The sequence below is a fragment of the Novosphingobium nitrogenifigens DSM 19370 genome, from assembly GCF_000192575.1.
Classification (GTDB): Bacteria; Pseudomonadota; Alphaproteobacteria; order Sphingomonadales; family Sphingomonadaceae; genus Novosphingobium; species Novosphingobium nitrogenifigens.
Window position 1 is genome coordinate 1 of record NZ_GL876937.1, and the last position, 223, is coordinate 223.

At 56.5% G+C, this 223-nt stretch carries 1 protein-coding gene; it reads left to right on the forward strand.

Annotation, left to right across the window (positions count from 1 at the left end; all coding sequences use genetic code 11):
- Positions 1-60 precede the first annotated feature (60 nt).
- A partial coding sequence (locus Y88_RS18645) for a transposase (protein ID WP_040702678.1) occupies positions 61-223 on the forward strand: 163 nt, incomplete at its 3' end.

Genomic DNA, 223 nt, shown 5'->3' on the forward strand with positions numbered 1-223 from the left:
TTGAATAGCCCCTAGATTTCTGGACGCCTTCTATCCTAATTTTGAGGACAGGAGACGACGATGGGGAAGCCCAATTTCAGCGATGAGTTCAAGCGTGATGCGGTGGCCCAGATCACCGAGCGCGGGTATCGGGTAGCGGAGGTTTCTGAACGGCTCGGCGTCAGTCAGCATTCGCTGTACGCATGGAAGCGGCAACTGGCGAAGGTGGTGTCTGGCGATGCCA